At 72.2% G+C, this 25,636-nt stretch carries 24 protein-coding genes; 14 read left to right on the top strand and 10 right to left on the bottom strand.

The genetic code is table 11. The features are described from left to right. Positions 1–3: 3 nt before the first annotated feature. Together AWQ70_RS24870 and AWQ70_RS24865 are read right to left on the bottom strand one after the other, a co-directional pair. On the bottom strand, positions 4–1,800 hold the full coding sequence (locus AWQ70_RS24870; RefSeq protein WP_245647138.1) for a nickel-dependent hydrogenase large subunit: 1,797 nt from the start codon (positions 1,798–1,800) through the stop codon (positions 4–6). A 17-nt stretch (positions 1,801–1,817) separates the two neighbouring features. Further along, a complete protein-coding gene (locus AWQ70_RS24865; protein WP_067180411.1) occupies positions 1,818–2,864 on the bottom strand; it encodes an NADH-quinone oxidoreductase subunit B family protein in 1,047 nt (348 codons plus the stop codon). A 319-nt stretch (positions 2,865–3,183) separates the two neighbouring features. Between AWQ70_RS24865 and AWQ70_RS24860 the strand changes: the two genes are divergently transcribed. Further along, a complete protein-coding gene (locus AWQ70_RS24860; RefSeq protein ID WP_067180408.1) occupies positions 3,184–4,458 on the top strand; it encodes a phytase in 1,275 nt (424 codons plus the stop codon). Positions 4,459–4,523: 65 nt separating this feature from the next. Here AWQ70_RS24860 and AWQ70_RS24855 read toward each other — a convergent pair whose 3' ends face one another. Beyond that, the gene (locus AWQ70_RS24855; RefSeq protein WP_067180406.1) at positions 4,524–5,690 is read right to left on the bottom strand and encodes an ABC transporter substrate-binding protein; all 1,167 of its coding nucleotides are present in this window, start codon (positions 5,688–5,690) and stop codon (positions 4,524–4,526) included. Positions 5,691–5,953: 263 nt separating this feature from the next. On the opposite strand from AWQ70_RS24855, the gene AWQ70_RS24850 reads away from it, so the two are divergent. The 13 genes from AWQ70_RS24850 to AWQ70_RS42090 all read left to right on the top strand — a co-directional run bounded on the left by AWQ70_RS24850 (position 5,954) and on the right by AWQ70_RS42090 (position 19,588). After that, on the top strand, positions 5,954–6,925 hold the full coding sequence (locus tag AWQ70_RS24850) for a Gfo/Idh/MocA family protein (RefSeq protein ID WP_067180404.1): 972 nt from the start codon (positions 5,954–5,956) through the stop codon (positions 6,923–6,925). Then, positions 6,922–7,776, top strand: coding sequence for a sugar phosphate isomerase/epimerase family protein (locus tag AWQ70_RS24845; RefSeq protein ID WP_067180403.1), 855 nt, complete (start codon positions 6,922–6,924; stop codon positions 7,774–7,776). The genes AWQ70_RS24850 and AWQ70_RS24845 overlap by 4 nt, the downstream gene beginning before the upstream one ends. Then, positions 7,773–8,735: a 5-dehydro-2-deoxygluconokinase gene (gene iolC / locus AWQ70_RS24840; protein WP_067180402.1), complete on the top strand. Its 963-nt coding sequence runs from the start codon at positions 7,773–7,775 to the stop codon at positions 8,733–8,735. Before AWQ70_RS24845 ends, iolC begins: the two co-directional genes overlap by 4 nt. Beyond that, complete coding sequence (locus AWQ70_RS24835) at positions 8,728–9,624, top strand: Cgl0159 family (beta/alpha)8-fold protein (RefSeq protein ID WP_067180401.1); 897 nt, start codon at positions 8,728–8,730, stop codon at positions 9,622–9,624. The genes iolC and AWQ70_RS24835 overlap by 8 nt, the downstream gene beginning before the upstream one ends. Next, positions 9,621–11,495 carry a 3D-(3,5/4)-trihydroxycyclohexane-1,2-dione acylhydrolase (decyclizing) gene (gene iolD / locus AWQ70_RS24830; RefSeq protein WP_067180399.1) on the top strand — a complete coding sequence of 625 codons (1,875 nt, stop codon included), beginning with the start codon at positions 9,621–9,623 and terminating at the stop codon, positions 11,493–11,495. The genes AWQ70_RS24835 and iolD overlap by 4 nt, the downstream gene beginning before the upstream one ends. Beyond that, on the top strand, positions 11,495–12,475 hold the full coding sequence (locus AWQ70_RS24825) for an inorganic phosphate transporter (RefSeq protein ID WP_067180397.1): 981 nt from the start codon (positions 11,495–11,497) through the stop codon (positions 12,473–12,475). Before iolD ends, AWQ70_RS24825 begins: the two co-directional genes overlap by 1 nt. Continuing rightward, positions 12,472–13,128, top strand: a complete 657-nt coding sequence (locus AWQ70_RS24820; RefSeq protein WP_218004648.1) for a DUF47 domain-containing protein — start codon at positions 12,472–12,474, stop codon at positions 13,126–13,128. The genes AWQ70_RS24825 and AWQ70_RS24820 overlap by 4 nt, the downstream gene beginning before the upstream one ends. A 129-nt stretch (positions 13,129–13,257) precedes the next feature. Then, positions 13,258–15,087 carry an ABC transporter permease gene (locus AWQ70_RS24815; RefSeq protein WP_067180396.1) on the top strand — a complete coding sequence of 610 codons (1,830 nt, stop codon included), beginning with the start codon at positions 13,258–13,260 and terminating at the stop codon, positions 15,085–15,087. Beyond that, complete coding sequence (locus tag AWQ70_RS24810; RefSeq protein WP_067180395.1) at positions 15,088–16,182, top strand: ABC transporter ATP-binding protein; 1,095 nt, start codon at positions 15,088–15,090, stop codon at positions 16,180–16,182. Then, positions 16,179–16,943: an HAD family hydrolase gene (locus AWQ70_RS24805; protein WP_067180393.1), complete on the top strand. Its 765-nt coding sequence runs from the start codon at positions 16,179–16,181 to the stop codon at positions 16,941–16,943. The genes AWQ70_RS24810 and AWQ70_RS24805 overlap by 4 nt, the downstream gene beginning before the upstream one ends. Beyond that, on the top strand, positions 16,934–17,734 hold the full coding sequence (locus AWQ70_RS39245) for an inositol monophosphatase family protein (RefSeq protein WP_067180391.1): 801 nt from the start codon (positions 16,934–16,936) through the stop codon (positions 17,732–17,734). Before AWQ70_RS24805 ends, AWQ70_RS39245 begins: the two co-directional genes overlap by 10 nt. Then, the gene (locus AWQ70_RS39240) at positions 17,731–18,507 is read left to right on the top strand and encodes an HAD family hydrolase (RefSeq protein WP_067180389.1); all 777 of its coding nucleotides are present in this window, start codon (positions 17,731–17,733) and stop codon (positions 18,505–18,507) included. Before AWQ70_RS39245 ends, AWQ70_RS39240 begins: the two co-directional genes overlap by 4 nt. 304 nt (positions 18,508–18,811) lie before the next feature. Beyond that, positions 18,812–19,588: a nuclease-related domain-containing protein gene (locus AWQ70_RS42090; RefSeq protein WP_067180388.1), complete on the top strand. Its 777-nt coding sequence runs from the start codon at positions 18,812–18,814 to the stop codon at positions 19,586–19,588. A 102-nt stretch (positions 19,589–19,690) separates the two neighbouring features. Here the strand turns inward: AWQ70_RS42090 and AWQ70_RS24785 are convergent, their stop codons facing one another. From AWQ70_RS24785 to AWQ70_RS39960, 7 genes are all read right to left on the bottom strand, one after another. After that, a complete protein-coding gene (locus AWQ70_RS24785; protein ID WP_067180387.1) occupies positions 19,691–19,933 on the bottom strand; it encodes a hypothetical protein in 243 nt (80 codons plus the stop codon). 112 nt (positions 19,934–20,045) lie between these two features. After that, a complete protein-coding gene (locus AWQ70_RS24780; protein ID WP_245647137.1) occupies positions 20,046–21,161 on the bottom strand; it encodes an urease accessory protein UreD in 1,116 nt (371 codons plus the stop codon). Then, positions 21,143–21,772 (bottom strand): urease accessory protein UreG, encoded by a 630-nt coding sequence (gene ureG / locus AWQ70_RS24775; RefSeq protein ID WP_067180385.1) that lies wholly within the window; start codon positions 21,770–21,772, stop codon positions 21,143–21,145. Before ureG ends, AWQ70_RS24780 begins: the two co-directional genes overlap by 19 nt. Before the next feature lie 80 nt (positions 21,773–21,852). After that, positions 21,853–22,578: an urease accessory protein UreF gene (locus tag AWQ70_RS24770; RefSeq protein WP_245647136.1), complete on the bottom strand. Its 726-nt coding sequence runs from the start codon at positions 22,576–22,578 to the stop codon at positions 21,853–21,855. Between the two features lie 6 nt (positions 22,579–22,584). Further along, positions 22,585–24,309, bottom strand: coding sequence for an urease subunit alpha (gene ureC, locus AWQ70_RS24765; RefSeq protein ID WP_067180375.1), 1,725 nt, complete (start codon positions 24,307–24,309; stop codon positions 22,585–22,587). Then, entirely contained in the window at positions 24,306–24,860 is a 555-nt protein-coding gene (locus AWQ70_RS42570) for an urease subunit beta (protein WP_084517776.1), read from the bottom strand. The genes ureC and AWQ70_RS42570 overlap by 4 nt, the downstream gene beginning before the upstream one ends. A gap of 9 nt (positions 24,861–24,869) precedes the next feature. Beyond that, the coding region (locus tag AWQ70_RS39960) for a sirohydrochlorin chelatase (protein ID WP_174552418.1) at positions 24,870–25,636 on the bottom strand (767 nt) is incomplete at its 5' end.

Here is a 25,636-nt window from a genome sequence, read left to right as displayed (position 1 = left end):
ACCTCAACCCGACACGCTCGTGCCCAGCGTGGGGGAGTGGACCTGCTTGAGCACCCTGCCCTCGCCGAGGTACATGTGCACGCCGCACGGCAGGCACGGGTCGAAGCTGCGGACCGTGCGCATGATGTCGATGCCCTTGAAGTTCTCCGGGCCGTTCTCCTCGAAGATGTGCATCCCCTGCACCGCGTCCTCGTACGGCCCGGGCGTCCCGTAGACGTCCCGCGGGCTGGCGTTCCACGGCGTGGGCGGGTACGGGTGGTAGTTCGCGATCTTCCCGTCGCGGATCACCATGTGGTGCGACAGCACGCCGCGGACCGCTTCGTGGAAGCCGACTCCGATCCCGTCCTCGGGGACGTCGAAGTCGGTGAACACCTTGGTGCGCCCCGCCCTGACCTCGCCGAGCGCCTGCTCGACGAAGTGGACCGCCATCGCCGCCGCGTACGCGATGAAGTAGACGCGGGCGCGGTCGCGCTCGATGGTGTTGGACCACTGGGGGACCTTCCACTCGAACTGCATCTCGGGGAGCTGCGCGCTCTTGGGCAGGTTGATGATCACGCTGTGCCCGGTCGCCTTGACGGTGCCGGTGTCCACGAGACCGGCCAGGGCGGTGGTCCAGAGCCGGGCGATGGGGCCGCCGCCGGTGTCCAGCGCGAGATAGTCGCCGGTGCGCGAGTCGTACCAGCGGGGGCTCATGACCCAGCTGTAGTTGCCGTTCTCCAGGTCGCGCTTCTGCGGGCGGGGGAGGGTCGTCTGGTTCCACGGGTGCCGCTGGTCCACCGGGTTGCCGAGCGGGTCGTGGGTGACGAACGTCTCCTCGTTCTCCCAGTCGTCGTAGTACGAGCTGCCCAGCAGGATGCGGATGCCGAGGTTGATGTCGACCAGGTTGGTCGTCAGGAGCTGCCCGTCCAGGACGATGCCCGGGGTGACGAACATCGCCCGGCCCCAGTCGTTCATGGTGCGGTAGTCGTAGTCGACCACCCCGGGGTCCTGGAACGCCCCCCAGCAGCCGAGCATGATGCGCCGCCGCCCGACCTCCTCGTAGCCGGGCAGCGCCTCATAGAAGAAGTCGAAGACGTCGTCGTTCATCGGGACGGCCTTCTTGATGAAGTCGAGCGCCCGCAGCAGCCGCACCAGGTAGTCGGTGAACACCTGCGGCGTCGCGACCGTGCCCACGCCGCCCGGATAGAGGGTGGACGGGTGGACGTGCCGCCCCTCCATCAGGCAGAACATCTCGCGGGTGAGCCGGCTCATCTGCAGCGCCTCGCGGTAGACCGCCCCCGTGAACGGGTTGAAGGCGCGCATGATGTCGGCGATCGTGCGGTAGCCGTGGATGTGTCCGCGCGGCGCCTCGGTCGTCTCCGCCCGGCGCAGCAGGCCCGGGTTCGTCTCCTTGACCATCTGCTCGCAGAAGTCGACGAACACCAGGTTGTCCTGGAAGATCGTGTGGTCGAACATGTACTCGGCGGCCTCGCCCAGGTTGATGATCATCTCCCCGAGCGGCGGCGTCTTGATGCCGTACGCCATGTTCTGGGCGTAGACGGAGCAGGTGGCGTGGTTGTCGCCGCAGATGCCGCAGATCCGGCTGGTGATGAAGTGCGAGTCACGCGGGTCCTTGCCGCGCATGAACACGCTGTAGCCCCGGAACAGCGACGACGTGCTCTTGCACTCCACGACTTCCTTGTTGCTGAAGTCGATCTTGGTGTAGATGCCGAGGTTCCCGATGATCCTGGTGATCGGGTCCCAGGACATCTCGACCAGCGTCCGCTGCTCCTCCGGAGCCTTCTGCGATCGGATTGCCACCGTGTCGTTCCCCTCTACTACCGGTGCGGCCAGCGCGGGGCGTACCCGCTGGTGAGCTTGGGTTCGTTGTGCCGCCAGCGCGGCTCCTTGTTGGCCGTGATGTTCGTGATCCCGCGCAGCCTGCGGATCATGCCCCCGTACACGCTGGTCATCGCCGAGGAGATCTTGCCGCCGGGCGGCTCGTCCATGAACGGCATGAACTTGTCGGGGAAGCCGGGCATGGTGCACGCGATGCAGATGCCGCCCACGTTGGGGCAGCCCCCGACGCCGTCCATCCAGCCGCGCTTGGTGACGTTGCAGTTGACCACCGGGCCCCAGCAGCCGATGCGCACCTGGCACTTGGGCGAGTTGTAGTCCTTGGCGAAGTCGCCCTGCTCGTAGTAGCCCGCCCGGTCGCAGCCCTCGTGCACGGTCTTGCCGAAGAGCCAGGTGGGCCGCAGCCGCTCGTCGAGGGGGATCATCGGCGCCAGGCCGGCGGCCTGGTAGAGCAGCCAGGTCAGCGTCTCCATGAAGTTGTCCGGCTGCACCGGGCAGCCGGGCACGTTGACGATGGGCAGGCCGCCCGCCGACCGGAAGTCCGGGCCCAGGTAGTCGGAGAGTCCCATGCAGCCGGTGGGGTTGCCGGCCATCGCGTGGATGCCGCCGTAGGTGGCGCAGGTGCCCGCCGCGACGACCGCCCAGGCCTTCGGCGCGAGCCGGTCGATCCACTCGTTGACCGTGATGGGCTCGCCGGTGACCGGGTCGTTGCCCATGGACGTCCAGTAGCCCTCGCCGTTGATCTTCTCGTTCGGGATCGACCCCTCCACGACGAAGATGAACGGCCCGAGCTCGTCCCGGGCGGCGCGGTGGAAGGCCGCCATGAACTCGTCGCCCACCGGCTGGGCCAGCACCTTGTTGTGCAGGTGCACCTTCGGCAGGCCGGGCACGAGGCCGAGCACGACCTCCTCGATGCTGGGCAGCGACGCGGCGGTCACCGAGACCGTGTCCCCGTCGCAGCTCATCCCCTCCGAGGTCCACAGGATGTGCACCTCGTCCAGGGCGGCGGTAACCGCTGGTGCGCTCATGGCCTACCCCCCTCCCGGCCGTGCCGGGCGTCACGCGGCGTGCGCCGACTCCCGGCTGCATCAACGTCTATCAACCCTCCGCCGCGTTGGTAAGTGCGTCCCGCACCTAGTGCCTACCCTCTGACCTGCGATTATTTGGCGCTCGCCCGGGGTTTCCGTACCCGCGGAGGGGTTTGCCGGGACGCGCGCCGGACACGAAGCGTAGCCGCCGGATGAAGCAGACGTGAATATGTCATGACATAACGACCTGCTATTGATTTGTCGTCAAATCGTAGTTACGTTCTTGGTGCACATCATCCCCCCGAAAGATGGAGGCGCGATGCGTCCCCTGTCCACGATCTCCCTGGCGGCCGCCGCGGTGCTGCTGGTCGGCGCGTACCCGGCGTCCGCCGCCGGTCAGGGAGTCAAGACGGTTCACCCCGAGCTGGAGACCCCGGCGCTGTACGACGACGAGGCGGGCGGCAACTCCAACGCCGACGACCCGGCCATCTGGGTGCACCCGTCGAAGTCGAAGAAGAGCGTGGTGATCGGCACGGCGAAGGAGGGCGGGCTCTTCGTCTACGACCTGGACGGCAAGGAGCTCCAGCACTTCGCGGCCCCGGCCGCGCCGGGCCCCGACGACGAGCCCGGCCGGTTCAACAACGTGGACGTCACCTACGGCTTCGGCGGGCGCGACCTCGCGGTCGTCTCCGACCGCGGACGTGACCAGCTCAGGATCTACGCCGTGTCGGGCGGGCAGCTCACCGACGTGACCGACCCGGCCGCGCCGTTCCTGTTCAACGCGAACCAGCAGGAGGTCAACGACGGCGCCACCGCGTACGGCCTGACCACCTTCAAGGACTCCACCGGCACGTACGCCGTGGTCAGCAGGCGGCACACCACCCGCGTCGGCCTGGTCAAGCTGCTGCAGAAGCCGGGCGGCAAGGTGGGCTACGAGGTCGTCAGGACCCTCGACCTGCCCGGCTCGTTCGCCCTGCCGAACGGCCGGACCTGGACCCCGTGCGACGAGCCGGGCCGCGCCCCGCAGGTCGAGGGCATGGTCGTCGACGAGCAGACCGACACGCTCTACGCCGGCCAGGAGGACGTCGGCATCTGGAAGGTCGGGGCCGACCTCGCCGGGACGCCCGTGCTCGTGGACAAGGTCAAGGAGTACGGCGTGCCCGCCACGTACGACGCCGCGGCCGACGAGTGCGTGCCCGGCGCGGACCCCGGCTTCGGCGGGCGGCGCCTGGCGGCCGACGTCGAGGGTCTGACGATCTACTACCGCGACCACGGCAAGGGCTACCTGCTGGCCTCCAGCCAGGGTGACAACACCTTCGCCGTCTACAAGAAGGAGGGGGCCAACGACTACCTCGGCCAGTTCCGCGTCAGCCCGAAGGGCGGCGTGGACGGCGTCGAGGTGAGCGACGGCTCGACCGTGCTCAACGTCCCGCTGGGCGACTTCGACGAGGGCCTGTTCGTCGCGCACGACGGCGTCAACACGCCCGCCGACGGCGACCGGGAGATCACGAACTTCAAGTTCGTCGGCTGGGACGAGATCGCGGACGAGCTCGACCTCGACGTGGACACCGACGGCTACGACCCGCGCGGCTGACGGCGGCGGGAAGACGAAGGGCCCCCGGCGACGCGCCTCGCCGGGGGCCCCTTCCGTTCACGTGATCAGCCGTGGTTGACGCGCCAGAAGTCGGAGACGGTCTGGCGGCCGCGCAGGTCGTCGACCAGCTTGCCCGGGTCGGTGTGGAAGAGCTGGCCCTGCCAGTCGTCCAGGCCCTCCGGGCTGACGATCGGCTTGACCGAGCCGTTGCCCGAGACGCCGCCCTCGCCGATCTCGTGCTTGACGCCCTCCTCGGTCATGATGAAGTGGACGAACAGCTTGGCCGCGTTGGGGTGCTTGCTCTTCGACGCGATCGCGACGAACTTGGGGTAGCTGAAGCCGGCGAACGGCGTCATCCCCGTGCAGGTGGACTGGCTGTAGCCCTTGTCCTGGTTGTTGCGGAACTTCGAGATCGACATGAACCCGATCTTCTTGTCCGTGGCGTTGGGCGCCCCCACCGAGCCGGAGATGTCCTCGTCCGAGCCGGTGAGCACCGGCTTGTTGACCGAGATCCGCTTGATCCACTCGTACGCGGCGGACTTCTCCTTCGTCTCCAGCGGCTTGCCGTACTTGGCCTGGTAGGCCTGCTCCAGCGCCTGGTTGCCGTGCGAGTCGAGCTGGGTGAAGAACGACAGCACGGTGGGCTTGCCCAGCGGGTCCTGCATGACGAGCTTGCCGGCCCACTCCGGCTCGGTCAGGTCCCAGACGTTCTTCACCGGGCAGCCCTCGGGTGACAGCTTGGTGTTGTACGCGAAGACCGTCGCCTTCGACAGCGCCAGGAGCGGGTTCTGGTTCTCGGCCGGGATCTGGTCCTTCAGGTCGGCCGGCACCCAGGTCTGGACGACGCCCTGCGGGAAGAGCTGGCCCATCAGCACGCCGCCGTCCTCGTACATCGTGGCGTCGATCGTGATGTTGTCCGCCGCGTGCTCCCTGATCATCTTCTCCGCGGTCTGGGGGCTGTCGGACTTGACGCCCTCCATCGGGATGCCGTACTTGGCCGTGAACGCCTTGGCGACCTCCTCGATGTCGCCGCTGGAGTCGTAGACCATGAGTCCGCCCTCCTTCTTGGCGGCGGCGACCAGCGCGTCCAGGTCGAAGTTCGCGTCGACGGACGCGCTGGGCAGCGGCTCGGCCCGCGCGGTGTCCGGGCCGCCGTCGCCGGTGGACGGCGCGCACGCGGCGACGGCCAGAGCCAGCAGCGCCGCGGGGATGATCTTCCGGGTACGCCTCACGATGGCGTCACTCCTCTTGCCTCTCAGGGGGTCGTGCGCGACGCCCTGAGCCCCGAGGGGCGCCGCGGTGGCTCAACGATGAACGTCATGTGAACAGTTTGTCAAGACATTATTACTTAGTGAGGTTATTGAGAACCGGAGGTCCGGCGGCGTGTGCACCGGTTCGCGAGTGATGATGATAGTTCGTCAGAATGTCATGACAAACTCTTGACGATGCGACCGCCGGTCATCTAGAACTGGAGGCCCCCGGACAAGGAGTCGACATGCGTGTGGGTTTGCTGGGTCTCGGTCGCATCGGAACGTTTCATGCCGCCACCCTTGCCACCCTCGTGGATGAACTGGTCGTTTTCGATGCCGACACGGGCAGGGCCGAGGAGGTGGCGCGCCGGCTCGGGGCGCGCGTCGGAGATCCCTTCGAGGCCGACGCGGTCGTGATCGCGACGCCGACCTCGACCCACGCGGAGGCGTTGCTGCGGGCCTGCGAGCTGGGCCGGCCGGCCTTCTGCGAGAAACCCGCCGCGCCCACCGTGGATGAGACCGTACGGGTGGCCGAGGCGGCCGAGCGGACCGGCACGCTCGTCCACATCGGGTTCCAGCGGCGTTTCGACGCGGGCTACACGGCCGCGCGGGCCGCGCTCGCGTCCGGCGAGCTGGGCGAGCTGCACCGGGTCCACCTCCTGACCGCGGACCCGAGGCCCCCGGCTCCCGGCTACATCCCGCTCTCCGGCGGGATCTTCCGAGACTGCCACATCCACGATTTCGACATCCTGCGCTGGGTCACCGGGCGTGAGGTGGAGGTCGTCTACGCCACCGGGTCCAACCGCGGCGAGGCGTTCTTCGCCGAGGCCGGCGACGTGGACACCAGCGCCGCCCTGCTCACGCTCGACGACGGCACGCTCGTCACGATGCAGGGCTCCCGGTACAACGGCGCCGGCTACGACGTGCGGATGGAGCTCGCGGGCACCCGCGGCACCCGCGCGGTCGGGCTCGGCGACCGCACCCCGCTGACCTCGGTCGAGGGCCTCGGACCCGCGGGCGAGCCCTGGCCGGACTTCCAGGCCAGGTTCGAGGCGGCGTACGTCGCCGAGATGGACGCCTTCCTGGCCGCGGCGCGGGGCGAGCGCGAGAGTCCGTGCACCGTGCGCGACGCGCTCGCCGCCCTCCACATCGCGGAGGCGGCCGACCTTTCCCGTCGTGCGGACCGGCCGGTCCGCCTCCTGGAGGTGACCAAGTGAGGATCGCCGCGGCCCCGATCTCGTGGGGAGTGTGCGAGGTGCCCGGCTGGGGGCACCAGATGCCGGCCGAGCGGGTGCTCGCCGAGATGGCGGAGGTCGGCGTGACCGCCACCGAGCTCGGTCCCGACGGCTTCCTGCCTCCCGGGCCCGCCGACCGGGCGTCCCTGCTCGGCCGGTACGGCCTGCGCGCCGTGGGCGGGTTCGTCCCCGTCGTGCTGCACGACCCCGGCCACGACCCGCTGCCCGGACTGCGGGCCGCGCTCGCCTCCTTCGACGAGGGCGTGGTCGTCGTCCTGGCCGCGGCCACCGGCGTGGACGGCTACGACGGGCGGCCCGCGCTGGACACCGGCGGCTGGCGGGCCCTGCTCGGCAACCTGGAGCGGATCCGGCGCGCGACGACCCGCACCGTGACCCTGCACCCGCACGTCGGGACCATGGTCGAGACCCGGGACGAGGTGCGGCGCGTCCTCGACGGCTGCGACGTCGCACTCTGCCTGGACACCGGGCACCTGCTCGTCGGCGGCACCGACCCGGCGGAGCTCGTTCGCGCCCACGCCGGTCGCGTCGCGCACGCCCACCTCAAGGACGTGGACGCCGAGCTGGCCGCGCGGGTGCGCGACGGCGACCTCACCTACACGCAGGCCGTCCGGGCCGGGATCTACCGCCCGCTCGGCAAGGGAGACGTGGACGTCGCCGGGATCGTCGGCGGCCTGACGCGGTCCGGATATCAGGGCTGGTACGTGATGGAGCAGGACGTGGTCCTCGACGCCGAGCCGCCCTCGGGCGAGGGGCCGGTCGAGGACGTCCGGTCGAGCGTCGCGTTCCTCACCGGCCTGGGGAGCGCCGCGTGACGGACGTGCTCACCATCGGCCGGGTCGGCGTGGACGTCTACCCCCTCCAGACCGGGGTGTCCCTGCGGGAGGTGGAGACCTTCGGCAAATACCTCGGCGGAAGCCCGGTCAACGTGGCCGTGGCCGCCGCCAGGCTGGGCCGGTCGAGCGCCGTGATCACCCGCACCGGGGCCGACCCGTTCGGCCTGTTCGTCCACGACGCGCTGCGCGAGTACGGCGTGGACGACCGGTACGTCCTCGCGGTGCCCGGCCTGCCCACACCCGTGACGTTCTGCGAGATCCGGCCGCCGGAGGACTTCCCGCTCTACTTCTACCGGTTCCCCAAGGCGCCCGACCTGGAGATCCTCCCGTCCGAGCTCGACCTGAAGGCCATCGCGCGGGTGCCGCTGTTCTGGGCGACCGTGACCGGCCTGTCCCAGGAGCCGTCCCGGGGCGCGCACTTCGCGGCCTGGCGGTCGCGGGGGCGGCGCCCGCACACGGTGCTCGACCTCGACTACCGGCCGATGTTCTGGCCGAGCATGGAGGCGGCCGCCGACCAGGTGCGCCGCGCGCTCCCGCACGTCACGGTCGCCGTGGGCAACGTGGACGAGGCGGAGGTGGCCACCGGCACGCGACAGCCGTACGGGGCGGCGAAGGCGCTGCTGGACGCGGGCGTCGAGCTGGCCGTCGTCAAGCGCGGCTCGGCCGGTGTGCTGGGCATGAGCAGGAAGGAGACCGTGGAGGTGCCGCCGGTCCCGGTGGACGTCGTCAACGGTCTCGGCGCGGGCGACGCCTTCGGCGGCGCGCTCTGCCACGGCCTGCTCGCCGGCTGGCCGCTGGAACGTGTGCTGCGGTTCGCGAACGCGGCGGGCGCGATCGTCGCGGGGCGGCTGGCCTGCGCGCCCGCGATGCCCACGGCCGCCGAGGTCGAGGCCGTCCTGTCAGGCGACTCTTCGAGGGGGGACGCGTCAGATGCGTGAGGAGGACTACCGCCGGCTGCTCGACGACCGCGCCTGGCGGCCGGGGCTGGTGGCGGACACGGCCGCGCGTCGTCGGCGCCGGCCGCTGCGGGTCGACCGCGACCAGCTCCTGATCATCGCGGCCGACCACCCGGCCCGGGGCGCGCTCGGCGTGGGCGGCCGTCCGATGGCGATGGAGAACCGGGTCGACCTGCTCGACCGGCTGCTGACCGCCCTGTCCAGGCCGGGCGTGGACGGCCTGCTCGCCACGCCGGACATCGTCGAGGACCTGCTGCTGCTCGGCGCGCTCGACGACAAGATCGTGATCGGCTCGATGAACCGGGGCGGCGTCCAGAACGCGGCGTTCGAGTTCGACGACCGCTTCACCGCCTACGACACCGAGGCGATCGCGGCCATGCGCCTGGACGGCGGCAAGATGTTGTGCCGGATCGCCCTGGAGGACACCGCCACCGCCGCCACCCTGGAGAGCTGCGGCCGGGCGATCACCCGGCTCGCCGGGCGCGGCCTGATGGCGATGATCGAGCCGTTCTGGTCCACTCGGATGGGCGGCGTGGTCACGCACGACCTGTCCCCGGAGGCGGTGATCCGCGCGATCAGCGTCTGCCAGGGGCTCGGCGCCACCTCGGCCATGACCTGGCTCAAGATCCCCGTGATCGACGACATGGAGCGGGTCATGCGGGCCACCACGCTGCCGACGCTGCTCCTCGGCGGCGACCCCGGCCAGGATCCCGACCGGGTCTTCGCCTCCTGGAGCAAGGCGCTGCGGCTGCCCGGCGTGCGCGGCCTGGTCGTCGGCAGGGCGCTGCTGTACCCGCCCGACGACGACGTGGCCGCGGCCGTGGACACCGCGGCCGGTCTGCTGGACATATCGGGAGGAACGCCATCATGAGACTCACCACGGCCCAGGCACTGGTCCGCTTCCTGTCCCGGCAGTGGAGCGAGCGGGACGGCGTGGAGCGGCGGCTGATCGAGGGCTGCCTGGGCATCTTCGGCCACGGCAACGTCGCCGGCGTCGGCCAGGCGCTGGCCGAGCAGGGCGCCGGCGCCCGGTCGGCCCTGCCGTACTATCTGGCCCGCAACGAGCAGGCCATGGTCCACACCGCCGTCGGGTACGCGCGGGCGGCGAACCGGCTGTCCACGTTCGCCTGCACCAGCTCGATCGGGCCGGGCGCGACCAACATGGTGACCGGCGCGGCGCTGGCCACGATCAACCGGATCCCGGTGCTGCTGCTGCCCGGCGACGTCTTCGCCACCCGGGTCTCCGCCCCCGTGCTGCAGGAGCTGGAGGACCCGCGCTCCTACGACGTGACGGTCAACGACACATTGCGCCCGGTCTCCCGCTTCTTCGACCGGATCAACCGGCCCGAGCAGCTCCCGTCGGCGCTCCTCGCCGCGATGCGGGTGCTCACCGACCCCGCCGAGACCGGCGCGGTCACGCTCGCCCTGCCCCAGGACGTGCAGGCCGAGGCGTACGACTGGCCCGAGGAGCTGTTCCGCGAACGTGTGTGGTACGTTCCGCGCCCGGTGCCCGAGCCCGCCGCGCTGGCCCGCGCCGTACGCGCGATCGAGGAGTCGGAGCGCCCGCTGATCGTCGCGGGCGGCGGGGTGAAGTACAGCGAGGCGTGCGAGGAGCTGCGGCTCTTCGCCGAGAGGCACGGCATCCCCGTCGGCGAGACCCAGGCGGGCAAGGGCGCGCTGCCGCACGACCACCCGCTCGCCGCCGGGGCGATCGGCCACACCGGCACCGCCGCCGCGAACGTGCTGGCCCGCGAGGCCGACCTGGTGATCGGCGTCGGCACCCGCTACACCGACTTCACCACCGCCTCGCGCACCCTCTTCGGGGGAGCCCGCTTCCTCAACGTCAACGTCACCGCCTTCGACGCGGCCAAGCACGCGGGCGAGACGCTCGTCGCCGACGCCAGGGAGGCGCTGCTCGCCCTCGACGCGGCGGTCGGCCGCACGGTCGGCGCGCCCGCCTGGCGGGCCGACCCCGAGTGGACCGCCCGCGCGACCCGGCTCGCCGACGACTGGCGGGGGGAGGTCGCCCGCGCCACCGGAGGCGGCGAGCTGACCCAGCCGGTGCTCCTCGGCGTCGTCAACGACGCGGTCAACGAGCTGCCGCGCGGCGGCGTGGTCGTGAACGCCGCCGGCTCGATGCCCGGCGACCTGCACCGGCTGTGGCGGCCGGGCGACCCCGAGCAGTACCACGTCGAGTACGGCTACTCCTGCATGGGCTACGAGATCGCCGGAGGGCTGGGCGTGAAGCTCGCCAAACCCGAGCGCGAGGTGGTCGTGCTGGTCGGCGACGGGTCCTACCTGATGATGGCCCAGGAGATCGCCACCGCCGTGCAGGAAGGCGTCAAGCTCGTCGTCGTCCTGGTCGACAACCACGGGTTCGCCTCCATCGGCAACCTGTCGGAGTCGGTCGGCGCGCGGCGGCTCGGCACCGCCTACCGGCTGCGCGGCGATTCCGGCGAGCTGGACGGCGACCGGCTCCCCGTGGACCTGGCCGTCAACGCGGCCAGCCTCGGGGCCGAGGTGCTGACCGCCCGCGACCCCGACGGCCTGCGCGCCGCGCTCGCCAAGGCCGTCGCCGCCAGGACCACCACCGTCGTGTACGTCGAACCGGTCCCGGGCGAGGGCCCGGCCGCGCAGGCGTGGTGGGACGTCCCCGTCGCCGAGGTGTCGCAGCTCCCCGAGGCGCGGACGGCGCGGGAGCGCTACGACGAGCACAAGCGCGACCAGCGGCCCTACCTCTGATGGCATGGACGCTCGCCTTCGCCGCGGTGGCGATCCTGTTCACGCTCATCAGCGGGGCCAACGACGGAGCCACCCTCATCGGCCTGGGGCTGCGCTTCCCCCGCTCCCCGGGCTGGCTGATCGCCGCGCTGCCGCCGCTCGTCGTCTTCGCCGCGCCGTACGCGCTGGGGACGGCGGTGGCGCGGACGTTCACCGAGCGGCTGGCGAACCTCGGCACCGGCACCGGAGCCGCGGTGTTCCTGGCCGGGGTGACGACCGCGGTGGTCGTCGTCGCGGTCCTCACCGGCAGGGGCCTGCCGACCAGTCTGACACTGGCGGTCATCGGGGGGATCGCCGGCGCCGGGCTCGGCGCCGGGCTGCCGGTGTCGTGGCGGGGCGTGGCGTCCGTCCTGGCGGTCGGCGCCGCCGCGCCCCTGGCCGGGCTGCTGCTCGGCCTCCTGCTGGGGGCGCTGTCGCGGCGGGCGCCGTCCTTCCGTGGCATGCCCCGGGTCGTCCTCGGCGCGCACGTCCTCGCCTACGCCGCCCAGTGCCTCGCGTACGCGGTGAACGACGGCCAGAAGATGATCGCCGTGGCGAGCGTGGCGATCGGCGTGGGGCGCGCGGGCGTGGGCGCGGTCGGCCCGGTCGAGGTCCCGCCCGGCTGGATGGCGCTGCTCGTGGGGCTGTTCCTCGTCGGCGCGCTGACCAGCCTGACCCGGGTCGGCGAACGGCTCGGCCGCGGCCTGGTCATCACCCGGCCGCTGCACATTGTGTCGGCCGAGACGGCGGCCACCGGCGCCGTCCTCGGGAGCGCGGCGCTCGGAAGTCCGGTGAGCATGACCCAGTCCATCACCGCCGGGGTGGTGGGCGTGGCGGCGAGCGAGGGAGTGCGGAGGGTCCGATGGCAGGGCGTCGTGAACATGGGTACGGCATGGCTGGTCACGCTGCCGTCGTCGATGGCGCTGGCCTGCGCCGCCGGGCTCGCGCTGAGGCTGCTGTGAGCGGCGACCGCGGCCTGCGGCGGTTCGGCCGGGCCTGGGACGACCTGCGCGGCCGGTCCGGCCGGCGCATCGTGGACCTGGTCCGCGGCCAGATCGCGGTGGCGCGGGCCGGAGCCGAGCTGGCCCGCTCGACCGCCCTCGGCCGGATCGACCGGTCGGCGGCGCGCGTGGAGATGGCCGAGCTCGAGCACGAGGGCGACGCCGAACGCGCCGAGCTGGTCCGCGTCCTGCGGCGGGTGCTCACCACCCCGATCGACAGGGAGGACCTGTTCCGGCTCTCCCGCTCCATCGACGACGTGCTCGACCACCTGCGCGACTACGTGCGCGAGACCGACCTCTTCGGGCCGGACGACCTCGGCTTCGCGGTCGAGCCGCTGCGGGCGCTGATCGACGGCCTGGACGAGCTGGAGGTCGCCGTCGCCAAGATGATCGACGACCCGGGCTCGGTCACCCGGGCCGTGCTCGCCACCCGCAAGGCGGGCAGCAGGGTGCGCCAGCTCTACCAGGCCCGGCTGGCCGAGCTGTACGCCGGGCCGCTGGAGATGGACACCCTGCGCAAACGAGAGCTGCTGTCCAGGCTCGACGCCGTGGGCCGCCGGCTCGGGGAGGCGGCCGACGCGCTCGCCGACGCCATGCTCAAACGCAGCCACTGACCGGTGACTCGCTGAACGCCCGCGGCCCCCGCCCCGGCGCATCGACCCGGCGCACCGTGCCGGCGCCCCGGCCCGGCGCCGCCGGCGACGGACACCGATAGAAGAACCACCCCCGGAGGAAGTCCCCTCATGGCAGTTGTCACCAAGGCGGAAGCACCGCCGCCACCCAAACCGGGACGGCGCAGGCTGCTGTACCGGCTCCAGGTCATGCGCCACGACCCCACCGCCGCGCTCGGCCTCATCCTCGTCGTCGTCCTCGGCTACCTCGTCGTGGCGCCGCTGGTCGCGGTGCTGTCCGACGCGGCCCGCCTGCAGTACGGCGACGAGATCCACGCCGGCCAGCGGCCGGGAGAGTGGACCGGCTACTACCTCTGGCGGGTGTTCCGCTCCCAGATCAGCGGCCTGCTGTTCTGGGAGCCGCTGCTCAACACGCTGGTCGTGGCCGTCGGCACCACGCTGTTCGCGCTCGTCGTCGGCGGCGGCATGGCGTGGCTCGTGACCAGGACGAACGTGCCGGGCCGCAAGTGGCTCGCCGGCGCCCTCGTGGTGCCGTACATGCTGCCGTCGTGGACCTTCTCCCTGGCCTGGCTGACGCTGTTCAAGAACGAGCGGGCCGCCGGCCAGGTCGGGATCCTGCAGTCCGTCGGCGTCCGGACGCCCGACTGGCTCGCGTACGGCCCGCTGCCGATCATCGTCACCCTGGGGCTGCACTACTACCCGTTCGTGCTGCTCCTGGTCGGGAACGCGCTGCGCCGCATCGACGCGCAGCTCGAGGACTCGGCCCGCATCCTCGGCGCGCCGCGGCGCACCGTCGTCCGGCGCATCGTGATCCCGCTGATGCTCCCGGCGCTGTCGTCGGCGGTGCTGCTGGTGATCGGCCGGGTGCTCGGCACGTTCGGCACGCCGTACGTGCTGGGGCTGCCCTCCGACTACCGGGTGTTGTCCACCGGCCTGTTCCAGTCGATCAGGGACCGCAGCACCGGCGTCGCCTCCGTGATCGCGATGGTCATCGTCGCCATCGGCGTGCTGATCGTCCTGACCGACACCCGGATGATGCGCGAGCACCGCCGGTTCGTCACCGTCGGCGGCAAGGGCGCGATGGACCGGCTGAGCGACCTGCGCCGCCTGCGCTGGCCCGCCTTCGCGCTCGGCGTCGTCGTGTTCGTGGTGAGCGTCCTGGTCCCGGTGCTCACCCTGCTGCTGTCCACGGTCACCCGCACGCCGCTCGACCTGTCCACGTTCACGCTCGACTACTGGTTCGCCGAGAGCCTGCCCGGCGCGGTCGGTTTCCCGCACGGCGTGTTCCGCGGCTCCGAGCTGTGGGCGGCGGCGTGGAACTCGCTCCGCATCGTCGGCCTGGCCTCGATCGTCTGCGCCGTGCTCGGCCTGCTCATCGGATACGTCGTCGTCCGCGGGACCGCGCCGCGCGTCGCCGCGTTCCTGCGCCAGGTGTCGTTCCTGCCCTACCTCATCCCCGGCATCGCGTTCGCGGCCGCCTCGCTGTCGCTGTTCGCCGTCGCCCGCGGGCCGATCCCGGCGCTGTACGGCACCACGTTCCTGCTGATCCTGGTGATGGCCGTGACGCACCTGCCGTACAGCTCGCGCTCGGGCATCGCGGCGATGACGCAGCTCGGCCGCGAGCCCGAGGAGGCCGCGCAGATCGCGGGCGCCTCCTGGTGGCAGCGCATGAGACGGATCGTGTTCCCGATCCAGAAGGGCGCGCTCGTCACCGGGATCATCCTGCCGTTCGTCTCCGGTCTCAAGGAGCTCAGCATCGTGATCATGCTGACCACGACCGGCACCCAGCTCCTCACGACGCTCTCCATCGGGCTCGTGGACTACGGATACACCCAGCTCGCCAACGCGGTCGTGCTCGTGATCGCCTTGGTCTCCTTCACCATGACCTACCTGACCCAGCGGCTGACCAAGAGCAGCCTGGCGTCCGGCCTGGGAGGATAGATGCCCGACATCACATTGCGCGGAATCGCCAAGAGCTACGGCGGCGACGACTACGCCGTGAAGAACCTCGACCTGGTCGTCCCGGACGGCGCGTTCATGTGCCTCCTCGGGCCCTCCGGCTGCGGCAAGACCACCACGCTGCGCATGATCGCCGGCCTGGAGCAGCCGACCGCGGGCACGATCGCGGTCGGCGACCGCGTCCTCGACTCGGTCGAGCACGGCCGCTACGTCCCGCCGGAGAAGCGCGGCATGGGCCTGGTCTTCCAGAACTACGCGCTGTGGCCGCACCTGTCGATCCGCGAGAACGTCGAGTTCGGGCTGCGGATGCGCAAGGTGCCCGGCCCCGAGCGGCGGGCCAGGGCGGAGGAGGCGCTGCGCATGGTCCACGTGGACGCCGCGATGGACCGCTACCCGTCGCAGCTCTCCGGCGGCCAGCAGCAGCGTGTGGCCCTGGCCCGGATGCTCGCCATCAACCCCGAGGTGCTGCTGCTCGACGAGCCGCTGTCCAACCTCGACGCCCAGCTCCGGCTGGAGATGCGGGCCGAGCTCAAGCGCATCCACGAGGAGTCCGGCGCGACCATCGTCTTCGTCACCCACGACCAGTTGGAGGCGCTGACGATGGCGACCGACATCGCGGTCATGAGGTCCGGCGAACTGCAGCAGCTCGCCGCCCCGATGGCGATGTACGACCGCCCGGCCAACCGGTTCGTCGCCGAGTTCGTCGGCAGCCCGCCCATGGCCATCGTGGACGTCGGCCCCGAGCCGGGCGGCCTGGCGGGCTCCCTGCTCAGGCACGTCGCCGCCCGCGCCGACTGCGCGCCCGCCGCCGTCGGCGTGCGGCCCGAGGCCCTGCGGTTCGGCCCGCCCCCGGCCGGGGCCTGGCACGAGGAGGCGACCGTCGAGGCCGTGCTCCCCGCCGGATCGTCCTGGACCGTACGGCTGCGCGTCCTGGACACCGACCTGTACGCCGTCTCCTACACGCCCGTCGAGGCCGCGCCCGGCGACACGATCACCTGCTGGACCGAGCGGATGCACCTGTTCGACGCCGACGGCGCCAGGATCGCCGCCTGGGACGAGGCGGGGGTGGCCGCGTGATCCGGCCCAGGGCGCTGCTGCTGGACTTCGGCGGCGTGATCGTCGAGACGGCGAAGCGGCCGGAGTGGGCGGCCGAGCTCGCCGCCGAGGTGCACGCCATGCTGACCCGGGCCGGCTGCCGGGACCTCACCGCCGAGGAGGTCGAGGACGACATCCGCGCCGGCGCTCGGGCCGACAGGTACTGGAAGGACTCCACGTCGCGCCGGTTCGACCCGGAGGAGATGACGCACCGGCGCTTCTGGGCGGACTTCGTCGCCGGCGACTGGCCGGTCCAGGCCCGCTCCCTGGTCACCGCGGAGGCCACGCCGCTCTGCCACCGGATGGGCGAGCTGCGCAGCGACCGCAAGACGCGCCCCGTGATGGAGGAGCTGCTCGCCGCCTGCTGGGATCACGGCGTCGTGCCCGGCGTGGTGAGCAACGCCCTGTGCGGGGCCGTCCACCGCGACTACATGGCCGCGAGCGGGCTCGACCGGCAGGTGGCGGTGCAGGTCTACAGCGACGAGGTCGGCGTGCGCAAGCCGAACCCGGAGATGATCTGGATCGCCTGCCGGGCGCTCGGCGTCGAGCCGGAGGACGTCTGGTACGTCGGCGACAACTACGACCGGGACGTCGTCTGCGGCGCCCGGGCCCGGGTCGGGGCCACCGTCCTCATGGCGTCCAAGAGCACGGACAAGATTCCCTACAAGGTGCGGCAGCGGCCTCAGGCGATCGTCGAGGACCCGCGCGGCCTGCTGGAACTCCTGGAGGAGACATGGACCTGACCACCTCGCGCGAGCTCGCCGACATCGCCGTGGAGGCGGCGCGGGCGGTGGGCGACCAGCTCAGGAAGGCGTTCCGGTCCCGCCCCGCCGTACAGACCAAGCGCGACTTCCACGACCCGGTCACCGAGCACGACAAGGCGGCCGAGGAGCGCATCCGCGAGGTCCTGGCCCGCCGATGCCCCGACAGCGTCGTCGTCGGCGAGGAGGGCGGCACCCGGGGCGAGGGCGCCATCCGCTGGTACGTGGACCCGATCGACGGCACCGCGAACTTCGCGGCGGGCCTGCCGTTCTTCTGCACCTCGATCGGCGCGGCCGTCGGCGACGAGGTGGTGGCGGGCGTCGTCTACGACCCGGTCCGCGGCGACGAGTTCACCGCCTCGCTCGACGGGGCGTTCTGCAACGGCGAGCCGATCCGCAGCTCGGGCGCGCGCACCGACCGGGAGGCGATGCTGCTGTCCAGCTATCCCTCCCCGCGCGACCTCGCCGCCGAGGGCGAGGAGGCGCTGCGCCGGTTCGCCCGGATGGTCGAGGCGTTCGCCAGCACGCGCCGTCCCGGCAGCGCCGCGCTCAAGCTCGCGCACGTCGCCGCCGGCTGGTCCGACGTGGCGTACGGCACGAGGGTCAGCGCCTGGGACGTCGCGGCCGGGTCGCTGCTGGTCGAGCGGGCCGGCGGCGTGTTCATCCCGCTGTCCGGGAGCGTCTTCGAGCAGGGAGGCTATCTCGCCTGCGTCGGCGGCTTCGACCTGGCCGGGTCCGTGATGGCGGAGATCGCCGAGGGGAGGGGCGCGTGATCCGCTGGATCGTCACCGACCTGGACGGCACCCTCGTGGGCCGCGACCTGGCCATGGTCCCCTCCGGCCGGGACGCGCTGCGCCGGTTCATGGCCGCGGGCGGCGAGGTGATCGTCGCCACCGGCCGGATGGAGTCCTCTGCCCGGCGCTACACCGACGAGCTGGGCCTGACCGGCCCGGCGATCCTCTACAACGGCGCACGGACCGTGGACCTCGCCTCGGGAGCCGTGCTGCGCTCGCGCGCCCTGCCCGTGGACGCGTGGAAGTCGCTGCTCGACCTGTTCGACGAGCTTCCGGAGGGCGTCTATCCCGTCGCGTTCACCGGAGGCGAGGCGCTGGCCGTGCACGACGTGCCCGAGCTGCGGCAGTACGCGGAGAGGGACGGCATCGCGCTGCGGGACCCCGGCGACTGGGCGGCGCTGCCGCCCGCCGAGATCACCAAGTGCATGCTGATCGGCGCCACCCCGGTCGAGGTGGACCTCCCCGGCACGGTCGTCCTCAGGTCCGAGCCGACCTATCTGGAGGTGCTGCCCGAGGGGGCGACCAAGGGTGCGGCGCTGCGCGAGCTGGCCGCGTCGCGCGGGGTGCCGATGGAGCAGGTCGCGGCCATCGGCGACAACCCCAACGACCTGGACATGATCGCGGTGGCCGGACTGGGAGCGGCCGTCGGGGACGGGCACCCGGACGTCCGCGCGGCGGCCGGGGTCGTGGTCGGCGCGTGCGCGGACGGGGCGGTCGCCGACCTCGTCGACCTGGTCATGTCCGCGCGCTGACCGGGCCCTCGGAGGCGCGCCGCCACGGGTCGCACGGCCGGTCCTGTGACCCGTGGCGCACGCGCGGCGGCTCATGGGGCCGGGCGGACCGAAGGTGCCGTGCCGGTGAGCTGGGGATCTTCATGCTGGAATGCCAGACGGTGCCCTTGTGGTCGCTTTGAGTAGTGTGTCCGCTGTTGAGGGGTACGACATGATGTGTCTAACTTTGCCGGGTTAATTCACTAACCTGCGCCGGGCGGAGACGATCTACCGGGTATTGCGTGATCAAGCGCATTTCTCCCACTTCACCGCTCGGGGGTGCCTTGTGCCCGGCAAATCCATCTATGTCGAGCAGGATGAGAAGTTCCAGGGAAGCTCCCCACAGTGGTGGTACGAGCAGTTCTGGATCGAGGCGCGCCCGGCCCGGATAAAACGGCGGCGCTGGATCGGCGGCGTCGGCGCCCTGGCCGGGCTTCTGCTGTCGATGCGGTTCGGGCTCCTCCCGCTCCTGATGGTCCCCCTCGGCGCCGCCGTCGCCGCCGGAGGCGACCTGCTCCTCGTCTGGTGGGACCACGAGTCCACGGCCGTGTGGAGAGGCAAGCGGCGCGGCGAGGTCCGCACCGGACGGCTCCTGCGCCGCGCCCTCCGCAGACGCGGATACAACGTGCTGGACGGCCGCGCGGTGCCGGGCGAGACCTCGATCGACCACCTCGTGATCGGCCCCGGCGGCGTGTGGATCGTGGACAACGAGGCGTGGGGCCCCGACGTCTACATCGCCCGGTACGGCGACAGGCTGTTCTTCGACGAGAAGTTCGGCAGCTCGGTGGCCAAGGGACTCACGGACGCCGCGGCCGCCATGTCCGCGCTGCTGACCCGCGAGTCCGGCGTCGAGGTGACCGTGCGGCCGATCCTCGCCGTACACGGCGGCAAGCTGTTCACCCCCGACGGGCCGCGCGGCGTGGTCGTCGCCGAGGGGCTCGCCCTCGCGTACCCCAGGGTGGTGTCCCGGGTCGTGCTGGGAGCGGCGGAGGCGGACTACGACGAGAAGGAGGTCGAGCTGCTCACCCGCACGGCGGCCCGGATCCTGCGCCGCGTCTTCTGACGCGGCCGCGTCCCCGCCTCGCGCAGGCGCCTGCTGCCCGAGGCGGGCGGATCGCCGCTGTGGACGCACGCCGAGGAGATCCTGGCGTCCCTCCCGGACGCGCTACGGCGTCGAGGCGCCGGGCTCGCCGCTCGCCGCGAGCCGGTCGAAGATCTCGATGGCGGCCTGGCGCACCTCGTCGGGCGTGATGCCGTCGAGCGCGACGCGGGCCTGGTCGATGTCGCGCGCGGTGGCGCAGCTGATCGCCACCGATGTGGCCGCCGCCTGGTGCAGCGACCCGGGCGGCGCGCTGTCGGCCATCTCCCTGGCGCTCATGGCGACGTCGAGGTTGTCTTTCGGGTTCACGGTTCTCCTCACGGTGTCGGGCGGGTCAGGCCATTGTGCGGTATGCGGGCCCGCCGGTCTCTACGAGTCGGGGGCCGCGTGCCGTTCGCGGGGCGAGTCGCCCGGGTGGCGCTCACCGTTTGCGCGGCTCGGGCGCCGGTACGCCGAGGACGAGCCGGCGGGCGGCGTCCCACGCGGCGCGCAGGACGCGGCCGACCGGCGGCGACTCCGGCCCCAGGGCGCGGACCCAGGCCCCGCGCTCTCCGGGCAGCACGCTCGCGCCCGCGCGGAGTCCGGCGTCCGGCGGTCCGGCTCGCGGGGCCACGGCGCGGTGCAGCGCGTCGGCCATCTCGGACGCCGGGACCGCCCCGGTGACGACGAAGAGCGATCCCATCACCCCGAAGTCGCCGAACACGGCCGGTCCGGCCACCTCCGCGTCGCCGGGCACCAGCCGTACGGTGTCGGCGAAGACCGTTTCCCCGTCCGGCCCGGCCACCTCCAGGTCGCCGCAGAAGGCCGTGTACGCGTGCCGCTCGCCGCGCGCCAGCCGGCCCGCCAGGACCATGTCGCCGATCACGACCGTGGCGGATGGATCGGCGACGACCTCCACCCGCTGGTAGTAGCGCGAGTCCGCGAACGGGATGACCGCGTCCGGCAGGTACTCCAGGTAGCTGTCCGGCCCGGCGGTGAGCCGGACGAGCTGGGTGGCGTAGTCCTGCTCCATCCGGTAGATCCTGGTCGCCGCCTGGGTGGTCAGGTGGACGGCGGTTCCCGGGCCGCACACGACGTCCGTCCGGTAGCGGTCGCCCTGCAGGATCCCGCCGCCCGACGACAGCAGCATCACGTACGCCATGTCCGGCCGGCCGGGGTCGTAGTAGTGGGGCCGCATGATCTGCAGCGGCGACTTCTGGAAGTGCCCGGACACCTCGGTGCGGCGCGCGGTGCGGGCGAAGGCGAGGTCGAGCACGCCCACCTTGCCCGGGCTGCCCACCGGCAGCGTGTCGGGGACCCGCGAGTACCGGGTGACCTCCTCCGGGACCCAGGAGAGCGTGTACCACTCGGGGGCCAGCCGGTCCGGCGGCGGGCCGCCCGCAGCCGCGCCCTGCCGGCCCTTGCCGGGATCGCCCGCCGCCTCCTGCCGGGTGTTCTCGCCGACGGCGCCAGCCGTGCCCTCCCCGCCGTCGATCGCCGCGTCCGCCACCGTGCCGTCTCCGGTTCCGTCCCGCCGGGTCAGTGCGCCGGTGAACACGCCGCCGCCATGCGCTCCTCGACGAAGTCGGCGACCTCGGACACCCCGGTACCGGTCAGGCAGTCGGTGAGGATGACCGGCCGCCCGCCGCGCACGTCCCGGGCCCCCGCCTCCATGACCGCCAGGTCCGTCCGCACGTACCGCGCGATGTCGATCTTGTTGATCACGAGGAGGTCGGAGTCGGTGATGCCGGGGCCGCGCTTGCGCGGCATCTTGTCGCCCTCGGCCGTGTCCAGCACGAAGGCGAACACGTCGGTGAGCGCGGGGCTGAACGTCAGCGTCAGGTTGTCCCCGCCGCTCTCGTAGAGCAGCAGGTCCATGTCGGGGAAGCGGTCGAGCAGCTCCGCGCCCGCCGCGATGTTCATCGTCGGGTCGTCGCGCACCGCGGTGTGCGGGCAGGCGCCGGTCTCCACGCCGACCACCCGCTCGGGGGCGAGGATCCCGGCGAGCACCCGGCGTACGTGCTGGGCGTCCTCCTGGGTGTAGATGTCGTTGGTGATGACGCCCGGCCGGTGGCCCCGCTCGATCAGGATCGGCACCAGCGCCTCGATCAGGGCCGTCTTGCCGGAGCCGACCGGCCCTCCGATGCCTGCCTTGAACACGTTTCGCATGAGATCTCCCTTGCCCGGTCCTGTCACGGCCGGACGCCTGGTGGTTACGCCGCTGCCTTCCGACGCGGCCCGCCGGCCGGTCAGGTGATGAAGAGCCGCGCCTGCGCCCGCTCGTGCGCCGCCGACGCGGCGTCGGCCGCCGGGGCGCAACTGTGCACGTCACGGGGGTGGCGGGCCGCGAGCGCCACCAGCGCGGCCCGCCCGATCCCGTCCCGCGCGCCGTACAGCACCGCCTGGGCCCGGCGGAAGTCGATCCGGCCGAGCCGTACGGCGGCGCCCGCCACGGCGGACGCGAACGAGTAGAGGTCGCAGACGACGGCGTTCTCGGCGCTCACTCCGGAGGCGGCGTGCAGCGCGCCCACCACCACCGCGTGGTTGCCCGGCGTCGCCCCCGCCCGGACCAGCGCCGCGAGCCGCTCCGGCACCGCCCCGCCGAAGACCAGGCACGCCGTGTCGAGCACCTGCCGCCCGGTCCTGGCGGAGGCCGCGCGCATCTCGCGGTTGAGCTTGACCGCGTGGAGGCGGCGGTCGGCGGCGACCAGCGCGTCCCAGTCGCGGGCGGCGACGGCCCGGTGCGCGAGGACCAGCGCCCTGCCGTCGCCCGGCCCCGCCGAGTGGCGCAGCACGTCGGCCAGGAACTCCGCCACGTCCACCGGCCCCTCCTGGGTGAACCCCTCCAGGCCGTACGACAGCGTGTACCGGCCGCTCGGGAAGGCCGAGTCGGTCAACTGGAGCTGGGCCAGCAGCGGCCCAGGATCCGGCCACCCGCGCCCGCCTCCCGGGCCCGATCCGTCGGTTCCTCTCACGCCGGGTCACGCCAGGAAGAAGAGCTGGGTGAGCGGCAGCGTCCGGGCCGGCTCGATCGTCGCGTGCTCGCCGTCCACGGTGACCTTGTACGTCTCCGGGTCCACCCGGATCTCCGGCAGGGCGTCGTTGCGGATCATGTGCCGCTTGTCGACCGTACGGGTGTGCCGGACCGGGCGGATCATCCGGCGCAGGCCGAGCCGCTCGGGAACGCCCGCCGCGATGGCCGCCTGCGACATGAACGTGACGTTCGTCTTCGGCAGCGCCAGGCCGCACGTCCCGAATGCGGGGCGGAAGTAGACCGGCTGGGGAGTGGGCAGCGACGCGTTCGGGTCGCCCATCTGCGACCACACGATCATCCCGCCCTTGATCACGATGTACGGCTTGGCGGCGAACGACGTCATCGGCCAGATCACGATGTCGGCGACCTTGCCGTCCTCGAGGGAGCCGACCGTTTCGGCGATCCCCGTCGTACGGGCCGGGTTGATCGTGAGCTTGGCCAGATAGCGCAGCACCCGGAAGTTGTCGTTGCGCTCGGAGTCCTCCGGCAGCCGTCCGCGCCGCTCCTTGCACAGGTGCGCGACCTGGAACGCCCGGGTGAAGGTCTCGCCGATCCGGCCCATCGCCTGCGAGTCGGACGAGACCATGCTGATCACGCCGAGGTCCTGCAGCACCGTCTCGGCCGCGATCGTCTCCGCCCGTACGCGGCTGTCGGCGAAGGCCACGTCCTCCGGCACGTCGTGGCTCAGGTGGTGGCAGACCATGACCATGTCGAGCAGCTCGTCCACGGAGTTCACCGTGTACGGGAGCGTCGGGTTGGTGGACGAGGGCAGCGCGTTCGGCTCGCCGGTGATGCGGATCAGGTCGGGCGCGTGGCCGCCGCCCGCGCCCTCGCTGTGGAACGTGTGGATCGCGCGCCCGTTGATCGCGCTGATCGTGTCCTCGAGGTAGCCGCTCTCGTTGAGGCTGTCGGTGTGGATCGCGACCTGGACGTCGTACTCGTCGGCGACGCGCAGCGCGGTGTCGATGACGGCCGGGGTGGTGCCCCAGTCCTCGTGGACCTTCAGCGCGCACGCCCCGGCGAGGACCTGCTCGGCGAGGGGCCCGGGCAGGCTGCTGTTGCCCTTCCCCATCAGGCCGATGTTGATCGGTAGCGACTCGAACGCCTGGAGCATCGCGCCGATGGCCCACGGGCCGGGCGTGCAGGTGGTGCCCCTGCTGCCGTCCGACGGGCCGACCCCGCCGGCGATCAGCGTCGTGATGCCGTTGCTGAGGGCGGCCTGGACCTGCAGCGGCGACAGCAGGTGGACGTGCGGGTCGATCGCGCCCGCCGTGGCGACCATGTGCTCGCCGGAGAGCACCTCCGTGCCCGGGCCGATGATGAGCCTGCGGTCCACGCCGTTCTGGGTGTGCGGGTTCCCCGACTTGCCGATCCCGGCGATCACGCCGTTCTTGATGCCGATGTCGCCCTTGACCACGCCGAGCATCGGGTCGATGACCACCACGTTGGTGATCACCATGTCGAGGGCGATCGTGCTGTTGGTCGTGCCCGGGTCGGCGGCCATGCCGTCCCGGATCGTCTTGCCGCCGCCGTACACGGCCTCGTCGCCGTACGCGCCGACGTTGTGGTCCTTCTCCACCTCCACCACCAGGTTGGTGTCCGCGAGCCGGAACCGGTCGCCGACCGTGGGCCCGAACATGTCGGCGTACTGCTGGCGGCTCATCGTGGTCATCGGGGCTCTCCCTTCCTGGCGCTCCCGGGCTTGGCCGTCCCCTTCGGCTTGGCGGCCTTCCGCGGCTCCGCCGGTTTGGCGGGCTCGGCGGGTTTGGCGGCCTTCCCGGTCGTCTTCGCCTGCTCGGGGGCGGGGCCGCCGCCTTCCTCACCGGTGTCCGTGAAGCCCAGGGCCCGCAGCTTGATCAGTGCGATCGTGTGTGCCTGCTCGGACCGGATGCCCCCGTTGAGCAGGCCGTGGAAGCCCACCAGGCGCTGGCCGCCGCCGTACTCGACCAGGGGGACCTCCTCCGTGTCCCCGGGCTCGAAGCGGACCGCGGTGCCCGCCGGGATGTCCAGGCGCATCCCGAAGGCCGCGTCCCGGTCGAAGGCGAGCGCCCGGTTGGCCTCGAAGAAGTGGTAGTGCGAGCACACCTGGACCGCCCGGTCGCCCGTGTTGCGGACGGTCAGCGTCGTCTTCCTGCGGCCCGGGTTGATCTCGACGGGCTCGTCGCCGTACAGGTACCTCTCGCCGCGCGGAAGGCCCTCGTGCACGATCTTCTTTACCGCCATGGCTCCCTCTCAGTGGCTGTGGTCGTGGTGCCCGTGCCCGTGCCCGTGCCCGTGCCCGTGCTCATGCCCGTGCCGGGTGGTGGATGCGGCGGCGAGCCCGTCGTCGCCGTGTTCGGCCCAACGGCGTTCGGCTTCGCCCACGCGGAGCCGTACGAGCTCCTCCAGTGCGACGGGGGACAGCAGCGGACCGGCGGAGACCGCACCCGGCGACGGCTCGGGCTCCACGAACGAGGCCGGGACGACGACCACGTGCCGGGCGCCCAGCAGCCGGCACCTGGCCACACCCTCCGCCACGTCGGGGTCGCCGCCGATCAGCGCCACCTCGACCCGGCGGCAGCCGCTGTGCTGCCGCGCGAGCCGGGCCACCCGGAACAGCTCGGCGTCCTCCTCGGCCGTCGCCGCGGGCGCGACCACCAGGACGGCCCGCTCCTCCGGTTCCGGTACGGCGACCCGCCCGGCCGCGGCCCTGATCCAGCCGACCAGGTGGCCGGTGGTGGCGAGAGGAGGGGCGAGCAGCAGCTCGCCCGGCTCGCGGCCCCGGCCGGTCCAGCGCAGCACCCGTGCCACGTCCTCGATCAGCCCGGCGTCCCGGCCCAGGGTCATGGGCACGACGACGGCCGGGCGCCGGGTCGACGCGTAGAGCCGGGCCCCGACGCCGGTGACCGCCTCGCGGCACAGACCGCGCAGGGCCGCGCCGGACCGGCTCTCGTGCCCTCCCACCAGTACGACCTCGCGGGCGGGCACCGCCGCCCCCGTACCCGCCCCCGCCCCCGTAC

Source organism: Microtetraspora niveoalba (genome assembly GCF_001570405.1).
Classification (GTDB): domain Bacteria; phylum Actinomycetota; class Actinomycetes; order Streptosporangiales; family Streptosporangiaceae; genus Microtetraspora; species Microtetraspora niveoalba.
Note: the sequence above shows the minus strand (reverse complement) of the source record. Positions and strands in the feature narration are given on the sequence as shown.

Coding starts and splice junctions, on each gene's coding strand:
- AWQ70_RS24825 (WP_067180397.1), top strand. CDS start 11,495: ATGGCATGGACGCTCGCCTTCGCCGCGGTGGCGATCCTGTTCACGCTC.
- AWQ70_RS24815 (WP_067180396.1), top strand. CDS start 13,258: ATGGCAGTTGTCACCAAGGCGGAAGCACCGCCGCCACCCAAACCGGGA.
- iolD (WP_067180399.1), top strand. CDS start 9,621: ATGAGACTCACCACGGCCCAGGCACTGGTCCGCTTCCTGTCCCGGCAG.
- AWQ70_RS24850 (WP_067180404.1), top strand. CDS start 5,954: ATGCGTGTGGGTTTGCTGGGTCTCGGTCGCATCGGAACGTTTCATGCC.
- AWQ70_RS24835 (WP_067180401.1), top strand. CDS start 8,728: ATGCGTGAGGAGGACTACCGCCGGCTGCTCGACGACCGCGCCTGGCGG.
- AWQ70_RS24865 (WP_067180411.1), bottom strand. CDS start 2,864: ATGAGCGCACCAGCGGTTACCGCCGCCCTGGACGAGGTGCACATCCTG.
- ureG (WP_067180385.1), bottom strand. CDS start 21,772: ATGCGAAACGTGTTCAAGGCAGGCATCGGAGGGCCGGTCGGCTCCGGC.
- ureC (WP_067180375.1), bottom strand. CDS start 24,309: ATGACCACGATGAGCCGCCAGCAGTACGCCGACATGTTCGGGCCCACG.
- AWQ70_RS42570 (WP_084517776.1), bottom strand. CDS start 24,860: ATGGCGGTAAAGAAGATCGTGCACGAGGGCCTTCCGCGCGGCGAGAGG.
- AWQ70_RS24860 (WP_067180408.1), top strand. CDS start 3,184: ATGCGTCCCCTGTCCACGATCTCCCTGGCGGCCGCCGCGGTGCTGCTG.
- AWQ70_RS39245 (WP_067180391.1), top strand. CDS start 16,934: ATGGACCTGACCACCTCGCGCGAGCTCGCCGACATCGCCGTGGAGGCG.
- AWQ70_RS24810 (WP_067180395.1), top strand. CDS start 15,088: ATGCCCGACATCACATTGCGCGGAATCGCCAAGAGCTACGGCGGCGAC.